The following is a 23,645-nucleotide window of genomic DNA, read 5'->3' as shown; positions in this document are numbered from 1 at the left end:
ACTGCATCTTTTGTTGTGATGACAGTAATAAAATGCAGGCTTAACTCTGTAAATAAATTTAAATCTAATCGTAAAAACGCTAAAAGGAAAAGGAATCATCCTTTACTTTTAGCGTTTTTTTCGATTTATGCCTGCTGTTTAAAAGTGACATAATAGAAGCCACTAACCATTACAGCACCACCAATAATATTGCCAAAATAGACAGGAACGACATTTTGTAAAAAGGCAAACCAAGTGGCTTGTCCTTCGAAAATAGCCGCTGGAATAATGAACATATTGGCCACAGAATGCTGAAAGCCAATTGCAACAAAAGTCATTACTGGGAACCAAATCGCTAAAATTTTACCAGTGGCATCTTTTGCACCATAGCATAACCAGACTGCTAAGCCAACAAACCAATTACACCCAATCCCAGAAATAAAAGCTTGTAAAGGGGTGGCAGCAATTTTAGCTTGAGCTGCATGAATGGTGGTCTCTAAATAAGCACCTGAACTGGTTAAACCAACAAGATGACCAAAGAAATAAGCAACAAATAAAGCCCCAATAAAATTGGCAAAAGTAATCACAAGCCAATTCATGATTAACTCCTTAGTGGTAATCTTTCGGTCAAATAAAGAACTTGCAACGACCATCATATTACCAGTAATTAATTCGCCACCTGCTAATAAAATCACGATTAAGCCAACAGGAAAGACAGAGGCTCCAATAAATGTGGCAAAGCTGCCCCAATCAGCTGCGATAGAGGCACTTACTCGCACATAAGCCAAATAGCCAAGCGAAATCATTGCCCCACCAATAAAACCTAAAACTAGCTTTTCTACTAATGGTTTCTTGACTTTTTTGACACCAGTTTCAATACTTTTTTCCAAAATTTCAGTAGGTGAATACATCGTAATCTCCTTTACTTTTGAATGATTTTATCAATGATAGAAAAAAGGAGCGATGAGAAATGAAGCTATTCTCAAAACTCCTTTTTGAATGAGGCTGAGACAAAAGTCGTTAAGGCTTGAGAAATTGGAGCAAAAGACGAACAATACGCTTTTTGTATTGGTTGAATTTTGTGAAATTTCCGAAGAGCCTGACTTTTGGCCACCGTTTATGGAAGTAATTTACGTGGTTGTGATAAAACTTTTGAGTTTTGTAACAACCACTTATTTAAAAATACGATTGACAGCTGCAGCAATTTTAGCATCATCAGCAAGATAAGGGATTGTAATATGATCAGTGTCCTTGCGTAATTCGTTATACTCAATCGATGTTTCAATTGAATGCTCATTTCGAGCCCAGTTACGTCTTGCAACGCCACCCATAACATCCCATGAAATTGCAGATTTAATAATACTATCAGCTAATTCGCTACCGTCTAATACTAAACCAAAGCCGCCGTTAATTGATTTACCAATCCCAACACCACCACCATTGTGAAGTGCGATGAGACTCATCCCACGAGCAGCATTTCCGGCATAGCATTGAACAGCCATATCAACCGTTACATTACTACCATCTTTAATATTTGAGGTTTCTCTAAATGGAGAATCTGTTCCTGAAACATCATGGTGGTCACGACCAATCATAATCGGACCAACTTTTCCTTCACGAACTAATTCATTGAATTTTAGTGCGACATTAACACGTCCTAGCGCATCTTGATAAAGAATACGTGCTTGTGTTCCAACGACTAATTGATTCTTCTCAGCATCTTGAATCCAGTTATAGTTGTCACGATCTTGATAGCGTCTAGTTGGATCAATTGCTTCCATAGCAGCCTTATCAGTTGCGACTAAATCTTCATGCTTCCCACTTAAACAAACCCATCTAAATGGACCATAACCATAGTCAAATAACATTGGTCCCATAATATCTTCTACATATGAAGGCCAGATAAAGCCATCTTTATCATCTACACCATTTTTAGAAATTTCTTTGACACCAGAATCATAAACCGATTTCATAAAGGCATTTCCATAGTCAAAGAAGTAAGTCCCTTTTGCAACTAAATCCTTAATCACATGATAATGTCTTGCTAATGTTTCATCAATGAGCTTTCTAAAGGCTGCTTGATCTTCAGCTAATAAACGGGTACGTTCATCAAAATCAATCCCAGCAGGGCAGTAGCCACCTTCATAAACATTATGACAAGAAGTTTGGTCAGATAATAAATCAACTTTAATATTGTTTTCATTAATATATTCTAGTAAATCGACAATATTCCCATGATAAGCAATTGACGTTTTTTCCTTACGATCAATATATTCTTGGGCTAATTTCATCGTTTCTTCAGGTGTAGCAGTCATATTGCTAATCCAGCCTTGCTCTAATCGCGTATCAATACGAGATTTATCCACTTCAGCAATAATCGCAACAGCATTGGCAATTTCCCCTGCTTTACCTTGCGCACCACTCATCCCACCAAGTCCAGATGAAATAAATAATTTACCTGCTAAATCTTGATCATCAGCAAGCCCTAATTTTAAGCGACCAGCATTTAATAAAGTATTAAAAGTCCCATGCACAATTCCTTGTGGTCCAATATACATCCAACCACCAGCAGTCATTTGCCCATAGTTTGTCACACCCATTTGTTCAGCAATTTCCCAATCATCAATGTTGTCATACTCACCAATTAATAAACCATTGGTAATAATGACACGTGGTGCATCCTTTTTAGAAGCAAATAACCCTAGTGGGTGACCAGACTCAACAACTAATGTTTGTTCATCTGTCATTTCTTCTAAGTAACGTTTGATCAATTGATATTGCATCCAGTTAGAACAAACCTGTCCTGTTTCACCATAAGTCACTAATTCATAGGGATAAAGCGCTACATCAAAATCAAGGTTATTATCAATCATGACTTGCATTGCTTTAGCAGCCACACATTTCCCTTGATACTCATCAATCGGTCTACCATAAACGCGTTCTTTTGGATACCAACGATAGCCATAAATACGTCCACGTGTTGTTAATTCCTCTAAAAATTCAGGAATGACTTGCTCATGATATTTTTCTGGTACATAACGCAACGCATTTTTTAATGCCAACTCAGTTTGTGCCTTTGATAAACGGAACCCACGATCTGGAGCACGTCTAATGCCATCTTTAAAAGTAGGCATATCTGGTAAAACATCATCTAACTTAATTGTCATAGCACGACTAATGTCCATGTTATTCATTCTTATTTTCCTCCTTGAATCTATCTACTCTCTAATGATAAAAATAAAAAAACGATTTTTGTTTTGCTAGCATCCAGTTGAAAGCTACTAGACAAAACCATATTCTTGGTATCAATTGGTTAGGTTGTAGCCCTATCATAAGGGAAGCTTGTCAAAGGAAAGTCTATCGCTATGATTTTCTTGATTCTTGATTTTTTGTAAAGCGCTTTCTTTAATTTGACTCAAATTAGATGCTTAGGAGATAAATTATAAGCAACAAGATAAAGGATGGTGACGAAAGTGGGAGCAGATAAATTATTAATTCATTTAAACCAAATTTTTTGTCCAATTGATAAAGGACATCCATTATATGGGGCAGAAATGTCTGAGGCAACCATTATTGAAGATGGTTATATTGCTGTAAAGGATGGGAAAATACTTTCAGTAGGAAGTGGAGAGCCACCAAAAGAATTGATTTGTGCAGCAACAGAACAAATTGATTGTACAGGGAAAATCGCAACACCAGGCTTAATTGACTCACATACACACTTGGTTTACGGTGGCAGTCGTGAGCATGAATTTGCTAAAAAAATTAATGGCGTCAGCTATTTAGATATTTTAAAACAGGGTGGCGGCATCTTAAATACAGTCAATGCAACTAGAGCTGCATCTTATGATAATCTTTATCAAAAATCAGAAAAGCTATTAGACAAAATGATTATCCATGGTGTGACAACAGTTGAGGCTAAAAGTGGTTATGGCTTAAATTGGGAAGTTGAAAAAAGACAATTAGAGGTTGTCAAAGCATTAAACACAGCACATCCAATTGATTTGGTCTCAACCTTCATGGCAGCTCATGCAGTGCCACCAGAATATCAAGCAGATCGTGAAGGCTATATTACTTTAATGATTGAAGAGATGCTACCAAAAGTTAAAGCTGAAAATTTAGCTGAATTCTGTGATGTTTTTTGTGAAGAAGGCGTATTTACAGCAGCAGAATCACATCAAATTTTAGCAGCAGCCAAAGCTTTAGGATTAAAGTTAAAAATTCATGCTGATGAAATTGAACCCATTGGTGGTGTTGATGTAGCAGCAGCCTTGCAGACAACTAGTGCAGAGCATTTAATGGCCGCAACAGATGAAGGCATTAAAAAAATGAGCCAGAGCAAAGTGATTGGGAACCTCTTACCAGGAACTACCTTTAGTTTAATGAAAGACACCTATGCCCCAGCGAAAAAAATGATGGCAGAGGGAATGGCCCTCACCTTATCAACAGATAGTAACCCTGGAAGCTGTCCAACTGCCAATATGCAATTTATCATGCAACTAGGCTGTTTTGCGATGCAAATGACACCGATTCAAGTACTTAATGCAGTCACAATTAATGCAGCTTATTGTGTCGATCAAGCGACAACTATTGGCAGCTTTGACAAGGGAAAATTAGCCGATATCACTTTATTTGATGCACCCAATATTGACTATCCATTATATTTCTTTGCCACCAACCTGGTAACAGATGTTTATAAAAATGGTCAATTAGTCGTCAAAGACAGACAATTAGTATAATAAAGAAGATTTCCCCATAAACTTGATGGATAGATATAGTTTATGGGGCTTTTTAATAGCAGAAGAGTAAGCTAATCGAAAACATAAGATTAATTTAATCGTAAAAATGGATAAAGCACTAGTGGTTTGATAAGTGCTATGCTATATTAAAGATGTAAACGCTCTATATTTTCTTGGGCTATACAAAGCCTAAAAGGAGGAGCATATTATTGAAAGGAGGACAAAAAGCCATTTATTACAACTGAATCTCAAGGTCTATCAAACAAGTGAAATATCTCTTGATAACCTTGCATCATTGAAATCATATATGATTCAAGAATAGGGTGAAGAAAATGTCAGATAAAGTTTATTGTCAACTATTTGGTAATCCGCAAATCCGTTTAAACGGAGAGTCAATTTTTTTCTCTTTTTCTAAAATAAATGCATTATTATACTATCTGTTGGTCAATAAAACCGTGAGTCGTGATGAAGTAGCGGGACTATTGTGGCCAAATAAAGACGAACAAAGCGCTAAAAAAAATCTAAGGAATACTATTTATCAAACTAATAAAACACTAAAAGGAGAATACATTACTTCTCCAACTAAGGTTTTACTTGTCTTGAATGAGGAGTTAGATATCACTAGTGATATTGATTTATTTTTAACAGCACCAAGTCAACACTTAGCACTCTACCAAGGCGAATTTTTAAAAGGTTTTTATTTAAAAGAGTCTGAAAGCTTTGATTTATGGATTGTAAAAATGAGAAGCTTTTATGAGAAAAAATTTGTCCGAGAGTGTTTTCAAAAAATTGAAACAGATATTCAACAAAAAAATTTAATAGATGTCGAAAAAAATATTCAAAAACTCATAGATATTGATGAATTTGATGAACGCAATTATCAATTATTAATGCAGTTCTATCAAGATAATGATCGCAATGGAAAAGTGATTGAAACCTACTATAGCTTAGCAAATTCATTAAAAATTGAGCTAGGAATCAATCCAAGTAGTCAAACAAGAGAAATTTATGAGAAGTCATTAGAAATCGTCAATCAAAAAAGTCTTGCTGCAGCGAGTCGTTTTACTGCGCTTTTCTTTGGTCGCGCTGAAGAAATTACCCAGCTAGAGCAAAATTTTAAGGGTTTTGGTGCCAACCAACAAGCCAAGTCCGTCTTGATTATTGGTGAAGCAGGGGTTGGTAAAAGTGCCTTAACCAATCGCGTACTAGATAATATACAAGCAGAATTTTTCATTTTGGAAACACAATGTTATCAAGCAGAACAGCAGCATGCGCTACGACCTTGGAAGCAAATTGTTGAAAAAATGTCAAAAATCATTCAGCAGAAGGAATTGATTCAACCAGCTTTATGGCAGGAAATTCTAGCAAAAGTATTTCCTAATTTTGATGAACAATTACCAGTTATAAAACTATTAGAAAATCAAGAAATGGTAGATCTCAATCTATTATCTCAAGTAATGATTGAAGCCATCAAAAAAATTGCCACCATTAAAAAGCCAGTTTTTGTTTTTGAAGATATTCAGTGGCTAGATGACACCAGCTTAGGCTTATTAACCAGTGTCATGTTACATTTACAACAATCAGAAGCGCTCTTCATGTTCACCTCAAGAAATGAATACAATAGTGGAACTGATGATTTTTTAACCACCTTAAAAAAATACAACTTTTTAGAAACAATTGAATTAAAGCCCTTTACGATAACAGAAACAAAATTATTTATTCGAAAAAAACTGCCTAAATTAGCCTTAACAGAAGAAATGGTACAAAATATTTATGCACATACAGAAGGGAATTTATTTTTCTTAATTGAATATATTAGCTTGCTACAAACCAATACCAAGCTGGATACAATGACTGTTAAAATGCAAGATGCATTGAAAAACCGCTTTCTCTATTTATCACCAGATGAGCGCAATTTAACCAGTATTGTATCGTATTTTTATGACAGTGCGCCAATCACCATTCTCTCTGCAATTTTAGAAAAAGATACCTGGAAAATCGTTAATTTAATTGAGAATTTGGTCAATAAAAATATCTTAAAGGAACAAATGGATGGAGAGCAAATTAATGTTCAATTTACCCATTCCAAATTAAGAGATTACATGTATATGAACCAACCAACCTCGAAGAAAAGAGTCATTCATCGGAAAATTGCTGAGGAATTAGAGGCACAAATTAAACCGCAAGCAAATGATAGCTTGCACTACTCTAAAATTGCCTTTCATTATGCCAAAGCTAAAAATGAATTAAAGTCTTTAACTTATGAAATTGCTTATTTGCAAAACTATCTCGGCTTTCATCATGAATTATTTCCAGTTTTTAGAAATGAACAACCTTTTGTCGAACCAACATTTTCCTTAGCACAGGGAGCAGTCATTGAGCATTTTAATAAAATTAAAAATAAATTAACAGCCTTAACCCCTCTTTATCAGGAGGATGAAACCTATCATTTATTGGTCATTAAAATTCTTTATTTAGAAGGGCGCTATTTAATTAGACATGGCGAGTATCATAAAGGCATTGATGACATTCAAAGAGTGATTTCTAAAGCAAGTGAGCTTAACCATCAAGAATATATTTTAAAAGGCTATAAACAAATGGTTTTTTACTATATTCAAATTGATGATACCGAAGGCATGTTTCGCTATGTTGAACTAGCGTTAGATATGGCCATTAAAACCAATAATCATGAGCTCATTGGTGTTTTATTAAGATTAAAGGGACTCTACTATATAATGAGCGGCAATTTATATTTAGCTGAGAAGTTATTAAAAGAATCTATTAGTACCTTTATGATTACAGATGAAACCGCACAAAAATATTCGATTAATATTGGTGCAGCTTATAATTATCTTGGGGAAATTCGGCATATTGAAGGAAATGAAGCAGAGGCGATTCAAATGTATCATCAAGCAATCAATCTTTGTGTAGATAAAGGCTCTGTTTCTAGCTTATCTGTTTTTTATATTAATACAGGTATCTCCTTATTTGCACAACAGAAATATCAACAAGCAAAACAATATTTAATGAAAGCATATGGACTCTATGAAAACTTTTCTTCATTATGGAAAAGACCACAATTAGATGCTTATCTCGCCTTAATTAACTTATATGAAGGGGATGATGAGGCGGTTTTCGCTTATATTGCTAGCTCAAAAAAATATTCTAAAAGTATGTCTAGCCCTAGAGACATTGGTACCGTTTATTTTGCTGAAGCAATGATTAAGTATCAATTGAAAAATCGTTTACTAGATGATCATCGACTATCAGAATTATTACCAAAAGAAGCAACTTATTACTATCAAAAAGCTTTAGATTATTTAAATCCATATCGAGATACGTATGAACTCGCAACATTAGCTACAACTTTTAAAACGATACAATCTTAACAAAAGAGACAGGAAAAAAATCCTGTCTCTTTTTAGCTTGCTATAGAAAAAATGATTATGTGAGCCGCAATAAATATTTTTTCATCATCCGAATGGCTTTTTCTGGATGCACAGAGGCTAATAAGCCCATTGCAGAGAGCATATAGTGCTGATCTAAATAAAACTGAGGTTGTATGGGCTTTAAGATATGCGCTTGTTCCTCTTTTTGTAAACACGCACTTAACAATGTTTGAGCATGGGGATTAAAGGACAAAATCCCACCTGTCCCAATCACATACTTCAGCTGGGTTAAATCTTTCCCCGTTTGAAAAGCTAGGGTACGAGTTGGTGTTTTTTCTTGACGCAGAAAACCAGCATGACGATTGAAAGCCGTGTCAATCGCAACTTTGGCTAAAGCATCATCAAAAGCTTGCTCTTGCGCAGTGGTTGCGACCAAGTTTGGATTTTCTTCACGTTGCTTACAAGCTTGATAAATCTGACTGCTTTTAAACTGTGGTAAATAGTGTTTTATTTTTGCGACACCTACTGCTTCATAAAGACTAAGGGCAGAGTAACTCATGCCTAAATCGCCTTCTACCGTTCTCTTTTTGTAAGGTTCCTGTAGTCCTTCCATCCGAATGGCTTTATTCGTTGGTTTTCCATCACAAACAGAATGTAAATCTGTGGTAGCACCACCAACATCAACAACCATTAAGTCACCAATACCTGCTTCATTGCCATCGCCTGCAGCTAAATAATTAGCAGCAGTTAAAACGGCAGTTGGTGTGGGCATTAAAACAGCGCCAACTTGTTGTTCTACATCAGTTAATCCTTTTGCTTCAATGATTTGTTGCATAAAAAGGTCTCTTAAAATCAGTCTAACAGGTTCCGCATTTAAGACATTAATTTTGGGCATGACATTTTCAGTGAACAAATAGGTTAACTTTTTTTGGTTAAAAATAGGTGCAATTTTTGGCTGAGCAGCTTGATTTCCAGCAACTACAATTGGTGGAGGGGAGGCTAGCGTTGTTAGCAGCTGTGCGCTTTGTAAAATAAATTGCTGATTGCCACCATCTGTGCCACCAGATAATAAAATAACATCAGGAGCAAGCTGGTCAATCTCAAGGATATCTGCAGGGGTTAATTGCAAGGAGTAGGTTTTTAAGATTCTCGTTCCTGCGCCTAATGCCGCTCTTTTAGCGGCTTCAGCTGTGAGGGATTCTGTCAAACCAATCGCGACCATTTTAAAGCCACCTTTTGCAGAAGAACAAACAAATTTCTCTTGAAACTGCATTCTTGGTTGTCCAATTGCTGCTAATAGCTGTAGATAAGCAGAATCAAATCCATCCATTAAATGCGTTTCAACAGTTGTATGACTTTTGGCTGTCCCAATGATTACTTCTTTTGTGACATCAATTGCGGTCAATTTAGTAAAAGTACTCCCAAAATCTACAAATAAATAGTAGCGATTCAATTGTGTCTCCTCCTTCTTCAGCTATCCTTTTACAGGATTTAACAAAATAAAAAAATATTTTTTAAGCAAATTTTTGGAATCTATTTAACGTCTAATCCAGTTAATGATCTTCATTTTATAAATGAAAATGGATTAGAATAAAGATTATTTATGATTAGTAAATAGCTGGAAATCTGATTAAAAAAGAAAACGGCAGTCTTTAAATAATAACCCAGCATAAAAGTAACTACAAAATTTAGATGAGTTGTCCAACAAGAAGAATCAATCAAAAGCAAACTCATGAACCAAAGCCCCGATTAGATGGTTTTTCATTTGTTAGCCCCATCATTTCCAAAGCGAACCTCAATAATAATTCTTTATACAACAAAGGTGTCAAAAAAGTGTCAAAAAATCATTTCCTCATTTTAAAATACAAAAAAAAGTCATTCAATTCATCTATAAAAAAACGAAGAAAATATTCTTGGAAACCAGTATTTGCAAGGGTTTAGGGCTATTGACACCCTTTTGGAAGGGTGTTATTCTTCACGTAAGTTGAAAGCGTTTTCTGGTTAGGCTTCTTGGTAGAGGAAGGGATGTTCAATTGAAAAAGATAACAAGTAGAACAATTGCGTTAATGAGTTTGTTGGTAGCATTTGAAATTGTTTGTACGCGTTTTTTAGCATTTGAGAATTCCATTATGCGGTTAAGTTTTTTTTTTATCCCATTAATGTTGATGGGTTACTTATTTGGACCTTGGTTAGCTGGCTTAGGTGGTGTGGTTGGTGATGTAGTTGGGATGATACTATTTCCAAAAGCAATGTATTTTCCGGGTTTTACTTTGAATGCATTTCTTGTCCCTTTTATTTATGGCCTATTCTTTTATCAGAAGAACATCACATTAAAGCGGAACGTCGCTGCTCAGATAACCATTATGTGTGTCATTAGTCTTGTTTTAACCCCAATTTGGTTAAATCTTCTTTTTAAAATACCCATTATCGAGTTGATGCCATTAAGAATTGGGAAAGAGCTGATTGGGCTACCAGTTAAAGTGGCTGTTAGCTACTATCTTTTCAATCATGAAACAGTTAATCGGCTCATTCGTTTACGTTTAACACCAGTAAAAAAATAATATCGAAATCATTTATCAGTAAACAGCTTCATGTGAGGTGTGAGCTGATAGGTCATTATAAATCAAGAAGGGAAGTTATAAAAAATGTCAAAGTTAATTGAATGTATTCCAAATTTTAGTGAGGGTCAAAATGAAGCAACGATTAATGGCTTAGTCAAAATTGCTCAAAGTGTAGCAGGTGTAACATTGCTTGATCATTCATCTGACAAAAGTCATAACCGTAGTGTATTTACATTAGTCGGAGATGAAGTAGGAATTCAGGAAGCTGCTTTCCAATTAGTGAAATATGCAAGTGAACAGATTGATATGACTAAACAACATGGTGAACATCCAAGAATGGGCGCAACAGATGTGGTTCCATTTGTGCCAGTTAAAGATGCAACCCTTGCAGAATGTGTTGAAATTTCTAAAAAAGTAGCCAAACGTATTAATGATGAATTAAACATTCCCATTTTCTTATATGAAGAATCAGCAGCAAACCCTTCTCGTGTCAATTTAGCAAAAGTTCGTAAAGGTCAATTTGAAGGCATGCCTGAAAAGCTATTAGAAGAAGAATGGGCACCAGACTTTGGTGCAAGAAAAATTCATCCAACAGCAGGTGTAACAGCAGTTGGCGCAAGAATGCCATTAGTAGCCTTTAACGTCAACTTAGATACATCAGATATTTCAATTGCCAATAAAATTGCAAAAATTGTACGTGGCTCAGGTGGCGGATTTAAATATTGTAAAGGGATTGGCGTTATGCTAGAAGACCGCAATATTGCACAAGTTTCGATGAATATGGTCAACTTTGAGGGAACACCACTTTACCGCGCATTTGAAACCATTCGCTTTGAAGCAAAACGTTATGGTGTCAATATTATCGGGAGTGAAGTCATTGGTTTAACACCAGCTAAAGCATTAATCGATTGTGCAGAATATTACTTACAAATTGAAGAATTTGACTATCAAAAACAAATTTTAGAAAATCATCTATTAAGTTAAAAAAAGGAGAATATCTAATGAAATTAGTTGACTTAAAAGTAACAGAGTTTATGGGGAAATTAGGATCAGATGAACCAGCTCCAGGTGGGGGTTCTGCCTCAGCGTTAGCCGCATCAATGGGTGCTGCATTAGTGATTATGGTCGCAGAATTAACGATTGGTAAGAAAAAATATGCAGAATATGATGAAGAAATGAAAGCTGTTTTAAAGGATGCTAAAAAAGTTCATGAAGCATTGCTGACAGCCATTGATAAAGATACAGAAGCTTTTAATCAGGTTTCAGCAGTCTTTAGTATGCCAAAAGAAACAGATGAAGAAAAAGCAAAACGTCGCGAAGCGATGCAGGTAGCCTTAAAAGGAGCCGCAATTTGTCCGTATGAAATCATGGAAGAAATTGCAACAGGCCTGAAAGTAACTGCTCGAGCGATTGGTAAATCTAATGTCAATGCAGCAAGTGATTTAGGTGTTGCTGCCTTAAATATGAAATCAGGCATCCAAGGTGCATGGTTAAATGTCTTAATTAATCTTTCTGGTATTAAAGACGAGGCATTTGTTGCAGAATACCGTCAAAAAGGGGAGCAACTCTTAGCAGAAAGCTGCCCATTAGCAGATCAGATTTATGAAGACATCTTAAAGGTTGTTTAATAAAAAAAGCGATGATTAGGTATTGGTTGGTATAGGTTAAAGAGACTAAAGGAAGAAGGAATAACAAAATGACCCATTTATCAGATATTGAAATTGCAAGTCAAGTCAAAATGAAACCCATCGAAGAAGTAGCAAAAACATTAGGCATTGAAAGTGATGATATTTCTTTATATGGAAAATATAAAGCAAAATTAAATGCGCATCAATTAGATAAAATGAAAGATAAGAAAGATGGTAAATTAATTCTAGTTACAGCGATTACACCAACTCCAGCAGGAGAAGGAAAGACAACAACCTCAGTTGGTTTAGCGGATGCTTTAACAAAAATTGGAAAAAAAGCGATGCTGGCTTTAAGAGAACCTTCATTAGGACCTGTTTTTGGTGTAAAAGGTGGCGCAGCTGGTGGCGGTTATGCTCAAGTTGTCCCAATGGAAGATATTAACCTACACTTTACAGGGGATTTCCATGCAATTGGTGCAGCCAATAACTTATTAGCCGCATTATTAGATAACCATATTCATCATGGTAATGCATTAGGAATTGATAGCCGTCAAATTACCTGGAAACGCGTTGTCGATATGAATGATCGTCAATTACGTTATGTTGTAGATGGTTTACGTGGCAAAGTCAATGGTGTACCAAGAGAAGATGGCTTTGATATTACAGTTGCTTCAGAAATTATGGCGATTCTTTGCTTAGCAACAGATATGATTGATTTAAAAGAAAAATTGAAAAAAATTATTGTAGGGTATACTTTTGCAGGTGAACCAGTCACAGCAGGTGATCTAAAAGCAGAAGGTTCACTCGCAGCCCTATTAAAAGATGCGATTCATCCAAATTTAGTCCAAACCTTAGAGCATACACCTGCTTTAATTCATGGTGGCCCATTTGCCAATATTGCCCATGGCTGTAATAGTGCTTTAGCTACTAAAATGGCTTTAAAATATGCGGATTATGCAGTTACAGAAGCAGGATTTGGTGCAGACTTAGGTGCAGAGAAATTTATTGATATTAAATGTCGACTTGCAGACTTAAAACCAGATGCAGTGGTATTAGTTGCAACCATTAGAGCCTTAAAAATGCATGGTGGCGTTCCTAAAAAAGAATTAGGACCTGAAAATGTTGAGGCAGTTTTAGCAGGCCTACCAAACTTAGAAAAACATTTAGAAAATATCCAAAACGTTTATGGGATGCCAGCTGTTGTTGCAATTAATAAATTCCCAACAGATACAGAAGCAGAGCTCCAAGCTGTCTATCAAGCTTGTCAAGAACGCGGAGTGGATGTTGTCGTTTCTGATGTTTGGGGTAAAGGTGGCGCTGGTGGTGTTGAGCTAGCAGAAAAAGTCATTGAGCTTGCTGAACAACCAAATCAATTTAGCTATGTTTATGATTTAGAAGATAGCATTGAAGAGAAATTAACTAAAATTGTGCAAAAAGTCTATGGTGGGACAGGTGTAGAAATCACACCAGCAGCACGTAAAGTAATGGCAAATCTTGAACGATTAGGCTTTGGTACTTATCCAATTTGTATGGCGAAAACACAATATTCATTTTCAGATGATGCAAGTCTCATTGGTCGTCCAAGTGACTTCACTGTTACGATTCGCGACTTGAAGATTTCTGCAGGAGCAGGCTTCATTGTTGCCTTAACAGGAGCAGTTATGACAATGCCAGGCTTACCAAAAGTGCCTGCAGCAGAGAAAATTGATGTAGATGAATTTGGTGTAATTTCAGGTCTATTCTAGGAAGCAGGGGAGACACTGAAATGAAACAAAACATCATAAGGACAAGTGATGATCAAGTCACAAAATGGAGTGGTGGGGAAACAAAGGAACTCTTTATTTCTCCGCCAGATGGAGATTATGCTAAACAAAAATTTGACTACCGCATTTCCTCTGCAACTGTGGAATTGCCAGAAAGTACTTTTAGCTGTTTAGCAGGCTATCAAAGAATACTGATGGTGTTAAAGGGCGAAATAACGCTAGAACATCAGGAAGGAGAACAGCTGCGAACCGTGCAGCTGCAATCCTTTGAACAGGATCATTTTAGTGGTAGCAATGAGACACATAGTCAAGGTCTTTGTGTTGATTTTAATCTGATTTACCGACCAGAGTATCAGGGAAAGGTGTTGCCAATCACAAGCAATCAAAGCATCTTGTTGAAACCAACAGGGGACTATTTAATTTATTGCTTACACGCACTGAAAGTAATCATCCATCCTCAATTTCAACTGTCAAAACAAGTGATACAACTAGAAAAAGGTGAAAGTCTCTTTCTTTCTGATATTGAAACTGAAACCACAATTTGTCTTCAATCAGACGAATCCCAAAATGATGTTGCTTTTGCAGTAGTTGTCGAACTATTACAAAGTAAATAAGAGTAAGATTTCAAGGAATGGTAAAACCTGTCTTGGAATCTGTTAAATGTGGATCCTATTATCCAATCTTACTATTTCAGTTGTCTTTAACAAGTAAAATTGCTCAAAGAAAGTGGAGAGGAGATTGACAGATGAGTCAGGAAAATGAAAAGTCGAAATTTAGCCTGAGTGGTGCGACTTTATATGGTATTAATGCAGTAATTGGTTCAGGAATATTTTTACTTCCCAAAAGAATTTATGAGGGAATGGGGCCAGCCTCTCTATTAGCAATGCTAGTGGATGTCTTATTGGTCTTATTATTAGCCCTTTGTTTTGCTGAGGTTGCAGGTTATTTTGATAAAAATGGAGGCGCTTTCCAATACTCTAAAGCAGCCTTTGGTGACTTTGTTGGTTTTATCGTTGGTTTTCTAGGCTGGATTGTTACTGTAATTGCCTGGTCAGCTATGGCAGCAGGCTTTTCCAAATTACTTGTGGCCTTATTCCCAGAGGTTGGTGGCTATGAAACGATTGTGAGTCTACTTCTTATTTTACTATTATCAGTGATTAATAGCTTTGGGGTAAAAACCTCTAAGACTTTTACCGTTGTGATTACAATTGCCAAGCTAATCCCAATTGTAGCCTTTTCAATTTTAAGTATTTTCTTTATTAAAAAAGGCTTGGATGCAGGCAACTTTACACCATTCCTACAGCTTGCGCCAGATGTGACGTTCTCTCAAGCGATGGGGTCAACTTCCTTGATTGTTTTCTATGCCTTTATTGGCTTTGAAGCGTTACCAATTGTTGCTGGAGAAATGCGTGATGCAAAACGAAATGTGCCAAAAGCCATTTTAATGTCAATAGGCGTTGTATCCCTCTTTTATTTCATGATTATTGCAGGAACAATCGCTATGTTGGGAACAGGTATTATGCAAAGTGTCTCACCAGTTCAAGATGCTTTCTTTGAAATGATTGGACCATTAGGAAAATACATGATTGCTATTGGTGCATTAATCTCAATTGGTGGTTTAAATATGGGAGATTCTATGATGGTACCGAGATATGCGGCCTCAATTGCTGACGAAGGCTTATTGCCAAAAGTTATTGCGAAAAAAAATCGTAAAGGTGCGCCAATTGTTGCGATTGCAGTATCTGGAATCCTTTCAGGCTTGCTTGTTTTAAGCGGTTCCTTTGAACAACTAGCAGAATTAAGTGTTGTGATGCGTTTTATCCAATATATTCCAACATCATTAGCAGTTATTGCCTTGCGTAAAAAAGGCATGGGACATAAACCAAGCTTTAGATTACCGCTTGGACCGGTTATTCCAATCTTAAGTGTGCTTGTCAGTCTCTGGATGATTTCTGCAACAGATATGATCAATATTATCTTTGCAGTTGGTGGAATTGTTGTTGCAGCTATTTTATACTTTGTTTTAAATAAAAAAGAAAAAGCGGCATGATTTTAAACATTATTTTTACTAAAAGAAAAATTGCGTAAATAGGAGGAACAATGAATGACTAAGGAACTGATTTTAACAGGAAATGATTTAACATTAGAAGATGTGATTGCTGTTGCAAGAAAAGGGCAGCGTGTCGCAATTGCAAAAGATGCTGAAGAAGCGGTGAAGGAATCTCGTAAAATTATTGATAAAATTGTTGAAGATGAACGCGTTGTTTATGGTGTAAATACTGGTTTTGGCTCCCTTGTTAATGTGAGTATTTCATCTAAGGATACTGTCCAGCTACAAGAAAATCTTATTAGAACACACTCTTGTGGCTTTGGTGATCCTTTAGCAGAAGATGCAGTAAGAGCAGTCATTTTAATTCGTATTAACTCATTAGTTAAAGGCTATTCAGGTATCCGTTTAGGAACCATCCAAACGTTAGTGGATATGTTAAACAAAAATCTTATTCCACATATTCCTGAAAAAGGTTCATTAGGCGCATCCGGAGATTTAGCACCTTTAGCGCATATGGTCTTACCAATGTTGGGTTTAGGTCGTGCTTATTATGATGGCGAATTGATGACAGGAAAAGAAGCAATGAAAAAAGCTGGTATTCCAGTGATTCAACTAGAAGCTAAAGAAGGGTTAGCCCTTATTAATGGGACAACTGTTTTAACAGGAATTGGCGCCTTAGCAACGTATGATGCAATTGAACTCTTAAAACTTTCAGATGTAGTTGGTGCACTTTCATTAGAAGTACACAATGGCATTGTGAATGCATTTGATGAAGATTTACACATTATTCGTCCACAAAGTGGTCAATTAGCAACTGCTAAAAATATTCGTGGTTTGATTGCAGGGAGTACCTTAACCACTCCAGCAACAAAAGATCGTGTACAGGATCCTTATACATTACGTTGTATGCCACAAATTCATGGTGCAAGTAAAGATAGTGTGGCTTATGTCAAAGAAAAAGTAGAAATAGAAATCAACTCAGTAACAGATAATCCAATTGTGACACGTAGAGGCGATGTGATTTCAGGTGGAAACTTCCATGGTGAACCACTGGCACAACCATTTGACTTCTTAGGCATTGCAGCTTCTGAAATTGGTAATGTATCTGAGCGTCGTGTTGAACGCTTAGTCAATGCTTCTTTAAGTAAATTACCATCATTCTTAGTGAAGCATCCAGGGTTAAATTCAGGCTTTATGATTACCCAATATGCAGCAGCATCCTTAGCATCAGAAAATAAAATTCTTTCTCATCCTGCTAGTGTGGATTCGATTCCATCTTGTGAAAACCAAGAAGATTTTGTCAGCATGGGAACAACAGCTGCAAGAAAAGCACGTGATATCGTGGGCAATTCAAGAAGAATTGTTGCAACAGAATTAATGGCAGCTTGCCAAGCGATTGAATTCCATTTAGAAGCGAAGAAAGGTGTGCTTGGAAAAGGAACGCAAATTGCTTATGATAAATTCAGAGAGAAAGTCAATGTACTTGAGCATGATAAGGAAATTGAAATCTATGATGAATTAGAGAAAGCAACACAAGTGCTAATGGATGGCGAGCTATTAGCAGCAGTTGAAAAAGAAGTGGGCTTAACAATTCAATATTAAGCCAGCTAAGTTATAAAAAAAGTTGTTAACAGGTGTACAAATCCTGTTAACAACTTTTTATTTATTGCTTAAGATACTTTGTTTCTTTTTTTATAATGAATCACTAAGAAGCTTGTAATGAGTAAACAACCAACTAAAAGTAATGATGGTGTTTGCATTTCTGCTGTCAGAGGTAATGTCTTTTTCTCTGCTTCCGTTTTACTTGTAGCTGTTTCTGCTTCTGGTGTAGCATCATTTATTGGGTCTTCTTTTTCTGGGGTTGTTTCAGGAACTACTGCAGCTTCTTCTGACCATTTTGCATAAAGTGTCAGATCACTTGTCACAACATCTGTTTCAAAATTCCATGGTGTTGTTAAGGCAGCATCTTGGTACCAACCATCAAAAACAAAACCAGATCTAAGCGGTTTTTCAGGTGCTGTAATACTTGTTTTTTCTTCGACATTAGCAATCGGATCAATGGCATTTCCGCCATTTGATTCAAAGCTGACTGTATAATATTGTATGATAGGTGTACCCTCATCATAATAATAGTCCAAGGCCAAACGATGTCCTAACATCCAGTTGTCATCTAACCAATAAAGCACATATTCAGGTGTGTCAAATGGGTCACCATCAAGATTAAATGGATAAGCAGCAAGTTTTGTCTTAGCAGCTTCATCATCTAAAGTAAGACTTTCAGTAACTTCACTATTTTTCCAAGTCACATCTTTCCCAGTGAAACCAATCGATGCACCAGAACTCATAGCAGAAGCAAATCCTGGTGATTTAACTGGACTTCCAATATCATCTTTATAGTAAAAACCGCCTAATTCCAATCTTTGAGGTGCTTCATTACCAATTGTAAAGGTTGTTTCTTCACCAAAAGCATTGTTTGCATCATATCTACCAAAATAGGCTAAGTTTCCAGTACGACTACCCGCCGTATAAGTATCAGCTATGCGACCAATTGTGCGAATATCAAATGTTTGTCCAACGACACCACTAACAGAAGTACTTAATTGATAAACTCGCCAGTAGTCACTAGTTGCTGCATCCAGTTCAGTAAAGGTCATACCAAGTGGATTAGGATTTAAAACATCTTGTTTATTTTGATAAAAGGTAACAGAAATTGGATAGGTTTTAATTGCAGTAGCGAGCACTTTAACCGTTAGTGTATCGCCATTTTCAAGATAACTACCGACATAACCAAAGCTACCAGCTTTAGCAGGATCTAAATTGACTAATTTATTCGTCGTAGGAATATTTTGATTAAAAGCAGCATTTATTTCTGGAATGCTCATAATATAGCTAGCAATACCATCTTCATAATCTGCGTAACCACTATCACTACCAATAAAGCTTGAAGCATTATAGTCTCCAGTATAGTACTCAACGACAATTTTTTGACGATAACGTGTGATATCAACAGATTTTAAATTGTATAAGACATGATCTTTAGCAATCTGCGATAAATCGTTTCCAGTTTGATCTAATAAAAGGTTTGTAACAATATCAGGCTGAATCGTGATGTCTGCTTCTTCTACTGAAGTACCTAAATGATGGTTCATCGTAGTGTTTGCGCTTACAGAACTTAAGCCCATGCTAAAAAATGAAACTAGCATGATGGCACTTATCCATCTTTTTTTTCATTTCGCATTCTCCTTATGTAAAGCCATTTTTATTTAGTTGTACAGTACTTATTATAAGAATGATGCTAAACAAAGTCAATGCGTTTTTATCTAAAAATACTATTTACTTGTAATTTAAAATTATTTGAAAGTGGATTTGAATCGTGTTTTTCGAATGATAATTATAATTGTTTGGTATGCGCAGAAAACATTTTTCTGTTTTTTGTTAGGGGGTTTGTATTTAATAGGGAATTCTAGTAGCTTTATAATCAAACCAGTACAAGTATCATTTACGCTTAAAAAATGAAGCCCAAAATGAAAGTATGATAGAAACAGTTGCAATCTAAAAATGCTTATAGTACACTTGATGCAATTAGAACAAATAAACTAAATATCAAACATGGGGAGGTCGTAATACGACCTGAGAGTAAGCTGTGAGCTTAGACCCTTTGAACCTGTTGGTTAGGACCATCGTAGGGAGTTGTGCGTTATCTTTTGCTGTGCCATCCTTCCCAGATGGTGCAGTTTTTTATTGGTTAGGAGTAGAAATGAACAAGAAAAATATCCTTTATCCAATGAGTACCTTGATTGTGTTGTTACTCATTTGGGAAAGTGCCGTCAGATGGCTCAAATTGCCTTTATATCTATTACCAGCGCCGTCTAAGATTTTTACAACTTTTCTTTCACAGCGCTCAGAACTATTGAAGCACAGCATGGTAACCTTAACAGAAGCGTTGATTGGATTAATCATTGCAACCGTTTTGGCCTTCGTTATTGCCTTACTAATGGATGCCTCCAAAACCTTAAGATTTTCCATTTATCCACACTTTGTGATTTCACAGACGATTCCAGTCATGGTATTAGGCCCATTGTTTTCCATCTGGTTTGGCTTTGGCATGGCACCAAAAATTATCATGGTAGTGCTCATGTGCTTCTTTCCAATGATTGTTTCATTTTCCGATGCCTTAGGAAGAATTGAAACAGATAAAATCAATTTATTAAAAACCTTTGGCGCAAAAAAGTGGCAGATTTACCGCTTGATAAAAATTCCAGAAGCCATTGGTGGTCTCTTTTCTGGTTTACGTGTGGCTGCTACCTACTGTATAGGTGGTGCCATTGTTGGAGAATGGCTCAGTGCTTCAGCAGGGCTTGGTTATTATATGATTCGTGCTAAAAATGGGTATATGCTAGACAAAGTATTTGCTTGTGTTGTAGTGATTATCATCTTGAGTTTACTGTTAAACGGAATCGTTGCCTTCATTGAAAAACAAGTGTATCCCAAAAGGAGAAAAAGCAGATGAAAAAAATAGGACTGATTTTCACAAGTCTATTCTTAATGATAAGTGTAGCAGCTTGTGGACAAAAAGAGGAAAGTAAGAAGACCAATCAACAGCTCAAAAAAATAACCGTGGTGTTGGATTATGTACCAAATACCAATCACACAGGAATGTATGTTGCGCTGAAAAAAGGCTATTATGAAGCAGAGGGATTAGATGTAACCTTCATTGAGCCAGGTAATGAAAATACTTCTGCGACACTTGTTGCGACTGGCAAAGGCCAATTTGGTGTCAGCTACCAGGAAGATGTCACCTATGCACTCACATCAGAGGACCAATTACCAATTAAAGCGATTGCAACAATTATGGAACATAACACTTCTGGTTTTGTCAGCACAAAGGATGCAGCCATTAAGACACCAAAAGATTTTGAAGGAAAAGTCTATGCAGGTTGGCAATCACCAAGTGAAGAAGCAGTAATTAAGGCAGTCATGAAAAATGCCAATGCCGACTTTGATAAACTGACCTTAGTTGGAGATGCTGGCGGAGGTTTTGCCGCTCTTGGAAAAGATGTGGATATCAAATGGTTCTTTGAAGGCTGGGACAATGTCAAAGCTGAGATGGCAGATGTCCAACTAAATTATTTACCCCTGAGAGAGTTGGATAGCCGCTTAGATTACTATACCCCAGTGATCATTGCAAATCAGGAAGTCTTAGACAATGACCCAGAGACAGCAAAAGTTTTTTTAAAGGCAACAAAAAAAGGCTATCAAGAGGCGATTGCTGAACCAGCTGCCTCAGCCGAGATTCTCCATGAATATGCCAGCGATTATGAACTAGAACTTCTCAAAAAATCCCAAGACTTTGTTTCAAAAAATTACACAGCTGATCCAGCTACATGGGGAGAAATGAAGGATAGCACTTGGAACAACTATACCGACTTTTTATATGAAAATGGTTTAATTCAGAAAAAAATTCCAGCTGATGAACAATATACCAATCAGTTTTTAAGCGAGTGAAGCGATGATGAAACTAACAATTAAAGACTTATCCTTAAGTTATCCACAAAGAAAAATTTTAGAGCATGTTTCCTTTTCAGTTAAAACAGGAGAATTTGTGACCCTATTAGGAACAAGCGGTAGTGGAAAATCAACGATTTTAAATCTTCTAACAGGCATTACGCAAAAACAAACAGGTACCATTAAAGTTGATCATGAAGAAATTCAAGGCTTATCCTTACATTTTGCCTATATGCCACAAGAAGACCTTTTACTGGAATGGGAGACCGTTTTTGACAATGTTTGCTTATATCAACGCATCCATCATCAACCAATTGATGCAGCCTTTGTCATGAAGCAGTTAGCATTATTTGGCTTAAAAGGTTATGAAAAAGCCTATCCAAACGAATTATCAGGTGGCATGCGCCAGCGTGTAGCCTTTTTAAGAACCGTACTGTGCGATGCAGATATTCTACTGCTAGATGAACCCTTTGGCGCACTAGATGTGATTACAAGAGGAGACATGCAGGATTGGCTCCATGAAATCAGAGGGAAATTAAATAAAACGATTATTTTAGTCACTCATGACATTGATGAAGCCATTTATTTATCTGATCGCATACTGATTTTAGGAGGCAAACCAGCCTCCATTCAAAAGGAATTTCACTTAACTGAACAGGTTAGATCTAGAGAATGGCTTTATGCAAATGGCGCCTTAAGAAATGACATTTATCACGAATTAAAAGGAGAGACCAATGCTGATTGATGCCCATTGCCATATTCATAACCAAGCCTTTTGTCAGCTGCTCAAAGATGAACAGATTCAAGGGATTATTAATTGTGACAGTCAAGCCGAGTATCTTCAAATCAAAGAATGGTTAGGCGACAAGAGCCATTTAACCTTAAGCGTTGGTGTTCATCCGTGGAAAGCAGATCAAGCAAATTGGCAGGAAATGGCTCACTGCTTTGAACAAGTCAATGTGATTGGTGAAATAGGATTAGACAATGAATGGTGTAAGGTGCCAATGAAGCTTCAAAAAGAAGTTTTTGAACGCCAATTAAGGTATGCTATGCTGCAACAAAAGCCAGTTGTCTTACACACCAAAGGGATGGAAAAAGACATTGCAGAAATCATCCAAAACTATCCAAACCGTTACTTGGTTCATTGGTATTCAAGTTTGCAATACCTAGAAGCGTATTTAGCACAAGACTGCTACTTTACAATTGGCCCTTCTGTTTATCAAGATCAAGCAGTTCAACAAGTTGTGGCAAAAGTACCACTCTCAAGAATGCTGATAGAATCAGATGGCATTGCAGCGATTGAATGGGCAATCAACCAAAAAATCCCACTTTCTTCCTATAAAAAAGTATTAGAACAAACATTGGCCTATATTTCAGCACAGAAAAATATCTCTATGTCAAAATTAGCACACCAATTTGAAACCAATTTCCAAACCTTTCTAGGAGGGAGAAAAAATGACGATTAAAAATGAAGTCGTGGAAAAAATCCTAACTAAAGCCAAGCAAAATGACAATATTCGAGCTGTCTATATGAATGGCTCAAGAACCAATCCTAATGTACCAAAAGATATTTTTCAAGATTACGATATCGTTTATGTGGTAAATGAAACCACGCCATTTTTAGAAAACCATACTTGGATACAAGAATTTGGTGACTTACTCATCAAACAAGAGCCAGATCAAATGGATGCTAACCTCTATGGAAAACCACAAAATTTTGAAGCCTCTTATACCTTGTATATTATATTTAAGGTTTTTATCTTCCGATTATAATTGGAGAACCTTATGAACCATTGTAATTTTCATTTGGTATTAACTCAGTTCATCTGAGATAATATAACTATTGGATTGAGAGGTTGTGCCGTTCATTCCTTGAGTCTTTGAACTCGTTCTCGAAAGACTGGCACCTCTCTCTGATTGGCTGTTTGCGAATGAGTTAGATGTTGAAGGTATTAATGCCTTACTCCGTATCTAGAACAAGGTAGTGACGCTTTTCAGACGAGTGGCAATCAATCCAAAATTTTACCCTTA

The 23,645-nt window shown here is 36.4% G+C and carries 18 protein-coding genes and 1 riboswitch; of the genes, 14 read left to right on the top strand and 4 right to left on the bottom strand.

What is annotated here, in order from left to right; genetic code table 11:
- Positions 1 to 125 precede the first annotated feature (125 nt).
- Together BMW29_RS12915 and BMW29_RS12910 are read right to left on the bottom strand one after the other, a co-directional pair.
- On the bottom strand, positions 126 to 890 hold the full coding sequence (locus tag BMW29_RS12915) for a formate/nitrite transporter family protein (protein WP_092654039.1): 765 nt from the start codon (positions 888 to 890) through the stop codon (positions 126 to 128).
- Positions 891 to 1,151: 261 nt separating this feature from the next.
- Positions 1,152 to 3,173, bottom strand: coding sequence for a urocanate hydratase (locus BMW29_RS12910; protein ID WP_092654036.1), 2,022 nt, complete (start codon positions 3,171 to 3,173; stop codon positions 1,152 to 1,154).
- A 279-nt stretch (positions 3,174 to 3,452) separates the two neighbouring features.
- Between BMW29_RS12910 and hutI the strand changes: the two genes are divergently transcribed.
- Complete coding sequence (hutI, locus tag BMW29_RS12905) at positions 3,453 to 4,718, top strand: imidazolonepropionase (protein WP_092654056.1); 1,266 nt, start codon at positions 3,453 to 3,455, stop codon at positions 4,716 to 4,718.
- A 332-nt stretch (positions 4,719 to 5,050) separates the two neighbouring features.
- Positions 5,051 to 8,107 (top strand): AAA family ATPase, encoded by a 3,057-nt coding sequence (locus BMW29_RS12900; protein WP_092654034.1) that lies wholly within the window; start codon positions 5,051 to 5,053, stop codon positions 8,105 to 8,107.
- Between the two features lie 55 nt (positions 8,108 to 8,162).
- Here BMW29_RS12900 and glmL read toward each other — a convergent pair whose 3' ends face one another.
- On the bottom strand, positions 8,163 to 9,560 hold the full coding sequence (glmL, locus tag BMW29_RS12895) for a methylaspartate mutase accessory protein GlmL (protein ID WP_092654032.1): 1,398 nt from the start codon (positions 9,558 to 9,560) through the stop codon (positions 8,163 to 8,165).
- 580 nt (positions 9,561 to 10,140) lie between these two features.
- Between glmL and BMW29_RS12890 the strand changes: the two genes are divergently transcribed.
- The 7 genes from BMW29_RS12890 (at position 10,141) to hutH (ending at position 17,711) form a co-directional block, all read left to right on the top strand.
- On the top strand, positions 10,141 to 10,668 hold the full coding sequence (locus BMW29_RS12890; protein ID WP_092654030.1) for a folate family ECF transporter S component: 528 nt from the start codon (positions 10,141 to 10,143) through the stop codon (positions 10,666 to 10,668).
- Positions 10,669 to 10,752: 84 nt separating this feature from the next.
- Entirely contained in the window at positions 10,753 to 11,652 is a 900-nt protein-coding gene (ftcD, locus tag BMW29_RS12885) for a glutamate formimidoyltransferase (protein ID WP_092654028.1), read from the top strand.
- Positions 11,653 to 11,669: 17 nt separating this feature from the next.
- A complete protein-coding gene (locus BMW29_RS12880) occupies positions 11,670 to 12,296 on the top strand; it encodes a cyclodeaminase/cyclohydrolase family protein (RefSeq protein WP_092654026.1) in 627 nt (208 codons plus the stop codon).
- A 68-nt stretch (positions 12,297 to 12,364) separates the two neighbouring features.
- A complete protein-coding gene (locus BMW29_RS12875; protein ID WP_092654023.1) occupies positions 12,365 to 14,041 on the top strand; it encodes a formate--tetrahydrofolate ligase in 1,677 nt (558 codons plus the stop codon).
- Between the two features lie 20 nt (positions 14,042 to 14,061).
- Positions 14,062 to 14,673 carry a HutD/Ves family protein gene (locus BMW29_RS12870; protein WP_092654021.1) on the top strand — a complete coding sequence of 204 codons (612 nt, stop codon included), beginning with the start codon at positions 14,062 to 14,064 and terminating at the stop codon, positions 14,671 to 14,673.
- Positions 14,674 to 14,804: 131 nt separating this feature from the next.
- Complete coding sequence (locus tag BMW29_RS12865; protein ID WP_092654019.1) at positions 14,805 to 16,109, top strand: APC family permease; 1,305 nt, start codon at positions 14,805 to 14,807, stop codon at positions 16,107 to 16,109.
- A gap of 54 nt (positions 16,110 to 16,163) precedes the next feature.
- Positions 16,164 to 17,711: a histidine ammonia-lyase gene (gene hutH, locus BMW29_RS12860; RefSeq protein ID WP_092654017.1), complete on the top strand. Its 1,548-nt coding sequence runs from the start codon at positions 16,164 to 16,166 to the stop codon at positions 17,709 to 17,711.
- Between the two features lie 68 nt (positions 17,712 to 17,779).
- On the opposite strand, the gene BMW29_RS12855 is transcribed toward hutH, so the two are convergent.
- The gene (locus BMW29_RS12855) at positions 17,780 to 19,312 is read right to left on the bottom strand and encodes an InlB B-repeat-containing protein (protein ID WP_092654015.1); all 1,533 of its coding nucleotides are present in this window, start codon (positions 19,310 to 19,312) and stop codon (positions 17,780 to 17,782) included.
- A 397-nt stretch (positions 19,313 to 19,709) separates the two neighbouring features.
- A riboswitch (TPP riboswitch) is annotated at positions 19,710 to 19,817 on the top strand.
- A gap of 49 nt (positions 19,818 to 19,866) precedes the next feature.
- Between BMW29_RS12855 and BMW29_RS12850 the strand changes: the two genes are divergently transcribed.
- From BMW29_RS12850 to BMW29_RS12830, 5 genes are read left to right on the top strand one after another with little or no spacing between them, the layout of a single operon-like run.
- The gene (locus BMW29_RS12850) at positions 19,867 to 20,619 is read left to right on the top strand and encodes an ABC transporter permease (RefSeq protein WP_092654054.1); all 753 of its coding nucleotides are present in this window, start codon (positions 19,867 to 19,869) and stop codon (positions 20,617 to 20,619) included.
- Positions 20,616 to 21,614 (top strand): ABC transporter substrate-binding protein, encoded by a 999-nt coding sequence (locus BMW29_RS12845; RefSeq protein WP_092654013.1) that lies wholly within the window; start codon positions 20,616 to 20,618, stop codon positions 21,612 to 21,614. The genes BMW29_RS12850 and BMW29_RS12845 overlap by 4 nt, the downstream gene beginning before the upstream one ends.
- 4 nt (positions 21,615 to 21,618) lie before the next feature.
- Positions 21,619 to 22,359, top strand: a complete 741-nt coding sequence (locus BMW29_RS12840) for an ABC transporter ATP-binding protein (RefSeq protein ID WP_245706287.1) — start codon at positions 21,619 to 21,621, stop codon at positions 22,357 to 22,359.
- A complete protein-coding gene (locus tag BMW29_RS12835) occupies positions 22,349 to 23,080 on the top strand; it encodes a TatD family hydrolase (RefSeq protein ID WP_092654011.1) in 732 nt (243 codons plus the stop codon). Before BMW29_RS12840 ends, BMW29_RS12835 begins: the two co-directional genes overlap by 11 nt.
- Complete coding sequence (locus tag BMW29_RS12830; RefSeq protein ID WP_092654009.1) at positions 23,070 to 23,387, top strand: aminoglycoside 6-adenylyltransferase; 318 nt, start codon at positions 23,070 to 23,072, stop codon at positions 23,385 to 23,387. The genes BMW29_RS12835 and BMW29_RS12830 overlap by 11 nt, the downstream gene beginning before the upstream one ends.
- Positions 23,388 to 23,645 lie beyond the last annotated feature (258 nt).

This window comes from Isobaculum melis (genome assembly GCF_900111355.1).
Classification (GTDB): domain Bacteria; phylum Bacillota; class Bacilli; order Lactobacillales; family Carnobacteriaceae; genus Isobaculum; species Isobaculum melis.
This window is presented reverse-complemented; position numbering and strand designations above follow the sequence as displayed.

Coding starts and splice junctions, on each gene's coding strand:
- BMW29_RS12840 (WP_245706287.1), top strand. CDS start 21,619: ATGATGAAACTAACAATTAAAGACTTATCCTTAAGTTATCCACAAAGA.
- BMW29_RS12900 (WP_092654034.1), top strand. CDS start 5,051: ATGTCAGATAAAGTTTATTGTCAACTATTTGGTAATCCGCAAATCCGT.
- BMW29_RS12910 (WP_092654036.1), bottom strand. CDS start 3,173: ATGAATAACATGGACATTAGTCGTGCTATGACAATTAAGTTAGATGAT.
- BMW29_RS12870 (WP_092654021.1), top strand. CDS start 14,062: ATGAAACAAAACATCATAAGGACAAGTGATGATCAAGTCACAAAATGG.
- ftcD (WP_092654028.1), top strand. CDS start 10,753: ATGTCAAAGTTAATTGAATGTATTCCAAATTTTAGTGAGGGTCAAAAT.
- BMW29_RS12875 (WP_092654023.1), top strand. CDS start 12,365: ATGACCCATTTATCAGATATTGAAATTGCAAGTCAAGTCAAAATGAAA.
- BMW29_RS12850 (WP_092654054.1), top strand. CDS start 19,867: ATGAACAAGAAAAATATCCTTTATCCAATGAGTACCTTGATTGTGTTG.
- BMW29_RS12855 (WP_092654015.1), bottom strand. CDS start 19,312: ATGCTAGTTTCATTTTTTAGCATGGGCTTAAGTTCTGTAAGCGCAAAC.
- hutH (WP_092654017.1), top strand. CDS start 16,164: ATGACTAAGGAACTGATTTTAACAGGAAATGATTTAACATTAGAAGAT.
- BMW29_RS12835 (WP_092654011.1), top strand. CDS start 22,349: ATGCTGATTGATGCCCATTGCCATATTCATAACCAAGCCTTTTGTCAG.
- BMW29_RS12865 (WP_092654019.1), top strand. CDS start 14,805: ATGAGTCAGGAAAATGAAAAGTCGAAATTTAGCCTGAGTGGTGCGACT.
- BMW29_RS12830 (WP_092654009.1), top strand. CDS start 23,070: ATGACGATTAAAAATGAAGTCGTGGAAAAAATCCTAACTAAAGCCAAG.
- BMW29_RS12845 (WP_092654013.1), top strand. CDS start 20,616: ATGAAAAAAATAGGACTGATTTTCACAAGTCTATTCTTAATGATAAGT.
- BMW29_RS12915 (WP_092654039.1), bottom strand. CDS start 890: ATGTATTCACCTACTGAAATTTTGGAAAAAAGTATTGAAACTGGTGTC.
- BMW29_RS12880 (WP_092654026.1), top strand. CDS start 11,670: ATGAAATTAGTTGACTTAAAAGTAACAGAGTTTATGGGGAAATTAGGA.